This is a genomic window from Hyphomicrobium sp. (assembly GCF_035572195.1).
Classification (GTDB): domain Bacteria; phylum Pseudomonadota; class Alphaproteobacteria; order Rhizobiales; family Hyphomicrobiaceae; genus Hyphomicrobium_B.
Map to the genome: position 1 here is coordinate 1 of NZ_DATNBA010000102.1, position 8,508 is coordinate 8,508.

The 8,508-nt window shown below is 63.0% G+C and carries 4 protein-coding genes; all 4 read left to right on the top strand.

All coding sequences use genetic code 11. The features are described 5' to 3' along the window. The coding region (locus VN623_RS08625) for a transglycosylase domain-containing protein (RefSeq protein WP_325570111.1) at nucleotides 1–2,023 on the top strand (2,023 nt) is incomplete at its 5' end. Between the two features lie 170 nt (nucleotides 2,024–2,193). Continuing rightward, a complete protein-coding gene (locus tag VN623_RS08630) occupies nucleotides 2,194–4,590 on the top strand; it encodes a hypothetical protein (RefSeq protein WP_325570113.1) in 2,397 nt (798 codons plus the stop codon). Between the two features lie 160 nt (nucleotides 4,591–4,750). Beyond that, nucleotides 4,751–5,323, top strand: coding sequence for a hypothetical protein (locus VN623_RS08635; RefSeq protein WP_325570115.1), 573 nt, complete (start codon nucleotides 4,751–4,753; stop codon nucleotides 5,321–5,323). A 321-nt stretch (nucleotides 5,324–5,644) separates the two neighbouring features. After that, on the top strand, nucleotides 5,645–8,508 hold a 2,864-nt coding region (locus tag VN623_RS08640), incomplete at its 3' end, for an alpha-2-macroglobulin family protein (RefSeq protein WP_325570117.1).

An 8,508-nucleotide genomic window follows, 5' to 3' on the forward strand; every position in this document is an offset into this window, starting at 1 on the left:
ATCGACGCTCACGCGCTCGATCGCAGCGCGCCGACCGCTCCTCGGCGTCGGCGGCTCGACGCTACCGATGCAGTTCGCCCGCGTCATATACCAGACGCCGCCGAGCCGGGACGAGGGCGGCGTTTCGAAGATCATGCGAAAACTCGGCGAGTGGTGGCTCGCGCCCGTGATCTACCGCGAGCTGACGCGCGGCGGTGACGATACCCTGTTGAAGCAATGGGCCGCCAACCACATCTGGCTGGCGCAGCGCACCGGCGGCCAGCCGCTGCACGGCGTCGAGGTGACGAGCCAGGTTGTATTCGGAAAGGAGGCCAAGGACCTTTCGACCGCCGAGCAATTCGTTCTCGCTTCCGCCGTCAACAAGCCGATCATCCTGCTTGAGGGCAATGATCGGCTGAACGAAGTCCGGCTGGATCGCTGGCGCTACATCACCGAAGTTAGAGCCCGCATGTGCGCTGAACGGCTCATCACCGACGAAGCCGAGCAAAAGAAAGTCGTGTTCGAGCTCATGGCGCTTGCCGGTGGCCCGCCCGACCCGAAAGTGAAGCCTAAGCTGCAGGCCGCCCTCGAGCGCTTCGTGCCCGATCAAGCGAAACGCGCCGAGGCCAATCCGGTCATTCGGGCGAACCTGTTGCTACCGGCGGCGCGCTTCGGCATCCGCGAGGAGATGAAGCAGAGCTACGGCTTCGGCTGGCGCGATTATGTGCGCGGCGTGACGACGACATTCGACATCGGCGACAACCTGGCGTTTCGCGACAAGGTCGACGCCGAATTGACCGCACTCGACACGAAATGGTCGTCGCGCATTGACGCCGCTTTCACACTCGATCCGAAAAAGGTGAGTGTCGACAAAACGCTTCCAAACGTCATCGTCGTCGCAGCCGACGGCGACGGCCATATCGTGCGCTATTACGAGGCCGGCCAGACCGCCGCCTACTTCGGCTCGCTGCCGGCCCGCAGCACCGATAACGGTCTTTACGATCCGGGCGCCGAAAGCCGTCAAGTCGCGTCAACTGGCAAGATGCTGCTGGCGATCGCCATCGCCAACCAAGGCCGCGATACGGCAGACAGTCTCTACATCGATCCGCAGGCACCGGCGGCCGGGCTCGACACCTGCGCGAAGGGTGGCAGCCGTCAGGCGCGCAAGGCCCTCGTGGCATTCGCCTGCTCCCTCAATGCTCCGCTGATCAATCGCGGGGCAGCACTCGGACAAGTGCCGATCAAGCGGCTGATCGACGGCTTCGGCTTCGCGATGCCGCCTGCTGCGCAATCGGGCGGTACGCCGCCGTCGACGGCCGTCGTGCTGGGACAGATCGCCGGCGCGCCGCGACGCGTTCAATTCATGTCGAGCGTCATCCTGGCGTCGCTGATCGGGCGCGGCACAAAGCCGGTGAAGCCGCCGACGTTGATCACGGCCTACGACTATACGCAGAAGGGCAAAGACGGCGGCGGCCTTGTGGCCGAAGCCCGACCGGCGATCATTCCGAAATCCCTGATCCGGCCCGGCGCCGTGTCGCTGATCAAAAGGCTGCTCGAAGCCCCGCTCTGCTATCAAGCTGCTGGCACGTCTTACGGAACACTGAAGAGCCTCAGCCAATGGTGCGCGCGCCGTCGCGGCGACTTGCGGCTGCATTTCGCCAAGACGGGTACGTCGGTTTCGCTCGATCCCAATGCCACTGTCGACGCCTGGGTGTCCGGCGGCCTGCAGTTCACGAACGGCGCCGCCTATTCCTATGTCGTGCTTGTTGGAACCGGCGCCGCGTCACAGCCCTGGGCGCACGATCTGCACGCCGCGCAGATAGCGGCGCCATTGCTCGACGTTTTGCTACGCGACCTCGCCGGTCATGCGAAGTCGAATCCACGACGGGATCTCTTGCCGTCGAAGCCGCGCACGCCAGCTACGGCGCGCATTTCCGCAGCGCCGCTCGCTGCTCCGCATGCCGAGACGCTGGCGAGCAAAGGCACGAGCCCGCGCGAACGATCACCGGCGGATGAACAGTTGCGCGCCCTCAGTCCGAACTAAGGAATGCCCGCGTTCGCGGCCGGCTGCGCGAAGCGTAGACGAGGACGCAAGTGAAAGGACCATACGAATTCCGCCTATCGCCGAACATCGCTCAGCCGCAGTTGCGACATGAAAAACGCTGACTGCCGCGCGATTCTCGTTCGCATTCGGCACCGAGCGGGTTGGCGGCGATGAACTTTGAAGTTCCTGAATTCAGGCGCGGGACAACTTCGTCGCGCACAGCGGAACGTGAAGACAGCCACACCGAACGCAAGCCGCCGCGCGACATCAAGCGATCGATCCTGATCTTCGGCCTCGGCGCCTTATCTTGGGTCGCAACCTACGTCGGCATGCTTGAGCTGATCGAAGCCAACATGGGCGACCTGCCCCTGGTACATCGCGTCATCATCGGCTTTTCCGTCGCGATGCTGATGACGATGATCATCTGGCTGCTCGACCAGCTGTTCAAGCCGCACACGCTGACGACAAAACTTTCCTACGCTGGCGGCTATATCTTTCTATCGCTGATCTCGATCGGGTTCGGCTTCGGCTTCTACTGGAAGGTCCTCGAAAGCCGCGGCGAAGCCTCCCGCTCCGCCGAAAGCGCCGTGTCGCAGGTGCAAAATTCCTTGCACGCCGCCTCGACGCGCCTCGAACAGTTGCAGGGAACACTCACGCAGCTGACGCAGATATCGACCGACAAGGCCGAGCTCGAACGCACGAAGGGCACGTCGTGCCCAAATTCGAAGCCCGGCGACGGTCCGCGGCGCAAAATGCGCGAGGAGGATGCGCAGCGCTTTTCGTTCGCGTCCGAATTCGTCAAGGGCCGCGTCGGCTCGGTCAACGGCGACATGCAAGCCTTGAACGGCGATCTCGCTAAGATCGTATCCTCGGATGCGTCGACGTTCGACCCGAAGACCGGCACGCGCAACGAGTTCATGCGCGCCCTCGGCCGCAAGCTCGACTTGACGGTCACGGGCTTCAACGCATTCCGCACCGATCCGCAGTTGCGCCAGATCCGCTCCGATCTTGCCGACCGCGCCGAGCGGACGACGTTCGGTGATGGCAAAAACGCAATCGTCTCCTGCCCCGATCCCCAATTGCAGATGGCGCTGCGCGGCGTCGTCAAAGCCATTGATCAACTTCCGGAATTGCAAAAACCAGAAGTCGCGGCGGTCGAAGGTTCGGAAGCGACGATCGAAGCGTTTCGCCGCCTGACGACGAGCTTCTACGGCCTGCTCTCGTTCAAGATGCCGCCATCGGCCGAAGAGCTTCGCGAACTGCAAAAGAAAGCCGTCCAATCGGTGGAGAACCCGCCGAATGCCGAAGTCCGCGCCAGCCGCGCCTTCGATGGCGAAGCTGCGGGACTGTCCAAACGCGACTACGTTCCGCTGGCCGTCGCCGTGTTCGTCGACCTTTGCCTGTTTCTCGTCTCAATGGCGCAACGACCGGCGAACCGTCTCGATGGTCTGGTGCCTAAGATGAAGGCCGCCGAGCGCGGCCCCGTCATTGAAATCCTGTCGCGTTTCAATGACATCCACCGCGACCAGCAAATCCGTGAGAATTTCGAGTTGTTTCGCCATGTCGTGTTCGACATGAACGGCGATTACTACGTCGCCGTGCCTCTCGACGCGCCGCCCCGGATGAACCCAACCGAGCGCGAGGAACTGCGCGTCGAAGCCCAACTCCTCGCCAACCTGTTCGCGAGCTTCGAAAGAGAAAAAATCTTCAAGCGCACGATGCTGCCGACCACCGGCAGCATCCAGAAGCGGCTCGGGCGGCAGGGCTCGAAATTCGCGGGCTCGGAATCGTTTCGCGTTTACAAGTTCGCACAGGGCGCCTGGTCCGACATCATCCTCGGTGCCGTCATGGGCGCCGCTCGCCGCGCCGAAGCGGAAGAGGACGGCGTTCGGAACACCCGCGGTCCAGACTTGCCGAAACCGGCGACACGCGTGCTGCCGGATGCGCAGGTACCCAAGCGGGAAGCCCCAGCGCCAAACTTCGAACGGCACGCCGCATCGTCCGCGCCGACGCAGTCCATCGATCCCCAACACGCAATGCGCTTCGGCCCCTACGCCGAAACGTATCGGCCCGATCCGGCGTCGCCACCCTATTACGCGCCACCGCGTACCCGGCGAACACCCGCCGCGCAGCCCGAAGCAGATGCAACGGTCGAAGCCGCCAACAGCAACACGGCGCGAACGGCACCGATCGTGCAGCCGCCGTCCCGCAATACGACCGCGACCGTCGTCCCGATGCCGAGAGCGCAACACTCCGCGCAGGCCAACGACGACGCAAATTCTCAATCAGTTCGCGAGCCGGCGATGGCGCGCGTCACGTTGCAGCGGGAGACGGCGACTTTCACTGTGCCGGTCAGCGAAGCCGCCATCCCAGACTCACTCAAAGTGGCGTTGGCTGGCGCCGATCAGAATTGGGCGAACGTTGTCAGGCGCCGACAACCGATCGTCCCGCACGTGCGAGAGCCGGCCTCGGCCGGCCACGAACCGCCGCCGCGCCTCCCCGAAGACCAGCTTTCTGCCGAGGACCGGGCATTTATTCGCCGCATCGCACCACCGGCTGCCGAATGAAAAATGCTTTGACAGAAAAAGAGATAACTGGGTTCGCCACAAATCGACCCGAGCCGCAACGCTTGCTTAACGTTCTTCTCGGCTTAATGGGCCTGCCGAATGCCCGCCGGGTGGCAGTTCCGAGTGACGGTCGGCGTCGAATTGAGATGGGAAATCGCACATGCGCATCGCTTCGCCTCCGCTTCTCATGATGGCGACTCGAACTGACAAGGAAGCCCGGCTCAAGGACTTCATCTCCGTAGGCCTTACGCATCGGCCCGAAGGTGCAACCGGAGCCGAGTCCATTACGATTGTCGTGCGCAATCCCGACAGTCCCGCCGCGCGAGCCGTCTGTGCGGCGCTTTCTCAAAGCGACCTGGGCGTAAGCGTCAGAGTCATATTCGGCGAGACGCACGCCGATGATCCGATGGCCGTGTCGTTGCTCGATATCAGCTGCGGCGAATTCCGCGTCCTCGGCGATCCGCGCTTCGGCGCTGCCCATGAGCAGCTCGTCGTCGGCACCCACGTCTGGACTGGCGATTGCCTGCGCCGCGATCCGAACAAACGCGATGCTTTCGAGGTTTATCATTCGGGCGATGCCTCGATCCGGCTCTACGCCGCAGCATCGTTCGAAAAACTGTGGGCTGCGGCGAGGCCGATCAAGCCGGTCCGAGCCGGAGCCGTGGCGCCCGAAATCATTGCGGCCGGGCAAACGGATGAATCCGACGCGATGCCCCGCAACCACCACCACTAACTGCCGTTCAGTCTCTGGCATCACGCGACATTGCGCATGCGCGCGAGTCGAATGCGTCCGCGTGCATTACTGCATCTTTTTACCCTGGGAAGTTATCCCCGCGCTCCGTGCGCGTGGTAGGATTGGCCGTCGTCCCGCAGCCGCTTAGAAAAAAAGCGCAAGAACGCGCAAGCACCGGCAATTCGGAATTTACCGCCGCGCTTCGGCCGTTGGCTCCTGTTGGGCTTCCGAATGGATCGACGCCGGCTCAATAATCCCCCCGGTTTAAGCTGAGGACGCTTGCCCGCCGCTCAGCTTCACTCAAACAGGATGGCACCCCCCATGCTTTTCTTCGCGCGCTTTGCACTCGTCTCGACCCTCCTGCTGGCGACGGCCTTTGGCGCTAGTGCCGCGGAGAAGACGTTCTCGCACCAAGGCGTCGCGGCCGACGCCAAACGCTACGAAACCTTCCTCAAAGCCAACTGGAAGCCGGACGGCAAAAGCCCGGCCGCACTCGAGGCCGAAGCCGAAAAAGTGTTCGCTGCCGATCCGCGCGCCGCTTCGCGAAGCTTGGCGAACGCGGTTGCCGCCGACGACAAGGACTGGAAGGCCTGGACGCGGCTGGCTGAGGCGCTTCTTGCCATCAAGCCCGACACCGACAACGGCAGCGAGCGCTACGATCTTCCCGTCTATGCGTCGGGCGCTGCCTACCGCGGTTATCAGCGGGCGACCGAACCAGCCGACCAGGCGCACGCGCTTTTCGTTCTCGGACAAACGCTTGAGGCGCGGTCCTATTGGCGCCCGGCGATCGACGCGCTGAAACTCAGCCTCGATCTCGCCGACAACCAGACGACGCGCGAAACCTACGACAAGCTGCGCGCCCAGTACGGTTTCCGCATGACCGACTACAAGACCGACAACGAAGCGACGCCGCCGCGTCTCTGCCTCGAATTCTCGGAAGACCTGAGCCGCACGCAGACGGATGTCGCGAAATTTATCTCGGTTGATGGCAAGGACCCGCAGAACCTCGTCCAGGAAGGCAAGCAGCTTTGCGTTGAAGGATTGAAGTATGGCGCGCGCTATCAAATTCAGATCCGCGCCGGCCTACCGTCCGAAGTCGGCGAGACACTGACCAAGACGGCGGACATTGCCGTCTATGTTCCGGACCGCTCGTCGTTTGTGCGCTTCACCGGCAAGGCTTACGTGCTGCCCTCGCGCGGCCAGCAGGGCATTCCTGTCGTCACGACGAACACCAGCAAGATCGACGTCGAAATTTATCGCATTGGCGACCGCAATCTCGCGACGACGCTTCAGTCTGGCGACTTGCAGCGCCAGCTCTCGAGCTATGACGTCGATACGATCCGCGATCGCTCCGGCATCAAGGTCTATCAGGGCCAGATGGACATCGCCTCGAAGCTCAACGAGGAAGTGACGACCGCCATTCCGGTCACCGACGCGACCGGCACGCTGGAACCGGGCGTCTACGTCGTCGTCGCAAAACCCACGGAGAAGTCGAAGAACGACAGCTACGAGCGCGCCACGCAGTGGTTCATCGTTTCCGACCTCGGCCTTACCGCGTTCACCGGCAATGACGGCATTCATGCGCTGGTGCGCTCGCTGAGCGAGGCGACGGCGATTGCCGATACGAGCGTCAAGCTCATTGCCCGCAACAACGAAGTGCTGGCGACGGCCAAGACCGACGAACGCGGCTACGCGAAATTCGACGCAGCCATCACCAAGGGCGAAGGCGGCACGGCACCGGCCATTCTCGTCGCCGAAAAAGGTGCGGGCGAATATGCCTTTCTCGATCTGACGCTCAATGCCTTTGACTTGTCGGACCGTGGCGTAAAGGGCCGCGACCCAGCTGGCCCGATCGACGCCTACGTCTATACCGAACGCGGCGTCTATCGCGGCGGCGACGAAGTCAACATCACCGCGCTCGTTCGCGACCGGTTCGGCAAAGCCTCCGCCGTGCCGACGACGCTGATCGTCTCGCGCCCCGATGGCGTCGAGCAGACGCGCCTCGTAATGAACGACCAAGGCCTCGGCGGCCGCACGCTGACGGTACCCCTCGCAAAAACCGCGATGACCGGCACGTGGCGCCTCTGGCTGCACACCGATCCGAAAGCCCCGGCGATTGCTGAGCGCGCCTTCCTAGTCGAAGACTTCGTGCCCGAACGTCTCGATATGAAGCTGTCCGCGAATGCTCCCGTGCTGATGCCGGACGAAAACCAGACGATCAACGCCGACGGCCACTATCTTTACGGTCCCCCCGCCGCTGGTCTTGGCCTCGAAGGCGAAGTCGTCGTCAAGGCATCGAACAAGGACGTCGCGGGCTATGCCGGTTATTCGTTCGGCCAGGCCGACGAACTCGTAAATCCGGCGCGCCAGCCTCTCGAAGCCAATCTCGTGATGGACAAAGACGGCAAGGCGGCGATCCCCGTCGTGCTGCCGGCGATGCCGAAAACACCGAAGCCACTTGAAGCCGCGATCACCGTCAAGCTGCGCGAGTCCGGCGGTCGCACGATCGAACGTAATCTGACGCTGCCGGTCGATTTGAAACTGGAACGCATCGGCATCAAGCCGCTGTTCGAAAACTTCACGGCACCTGAAGACCAGAACGCCGGCTTCGAAGTGGTGTTGCTTGATGCGAACGGTAAGCCGGAAGCGAATAGCAATCTCACCTGGACGCTGACGCGCCTCGATACGAACTGGCAATGGTATCGCCGCGACGGCAGCTGGACCTACGAAGCCGTGACCGTGAAGCGCAAGATCGGCAGCGGTCCGCTGACGGTTGCGGCCGGCACGCCGGCAAAACTTTCCCAAAGCATCGGTTGGGGCCGCTATCGCCTCGACGTGGCATCGAATGATGCGAGCGGCCCGGCATCGAGCGTCATCTTCAGCGCCGGCTGGTACACCACGGGCGAAAACGTCGACAGTCCCGAACAGCTCGACGTCGCGCTTGATAAGGAAAGTTACAAGTCGGGCGAAACCGCCAAGCTGCGCATCGCATCGAAGCTTGGCGGCAAGGCGTTGATCACCGTGCTCGGCACCGGCCTCGACCTGATGAAGGAAGTCGAGATCGCCAAGGGCGGCGGCGAAGTCGACATCCCGGTTTCCGATACCTGGGGCCCGGGCGCCTACGTCACGGCGCTTCTCTACCGGCCGTTGGATGAAGTTCAAAAGCGTATGCCGAGCCGCGCCAT

What these genes read in the sequence shown, in the direction of transcription:
- VN623_RS08630 (WP_325570113.1), top strand. Translation starts at nt 2,194, where the DNA reads ATGAACTTTGAAGTTCCTGAATTCAGGCGCGGGACAACTTCGTCGCGC.
- VN623_RS08635 (WP_325570115.1), top strand. Translation starts at nt 4,751, where the DNA reads ATGCGCATCGCTTCGCCTCCGCTTCTCATGATGGCGACTCGAACTGAC.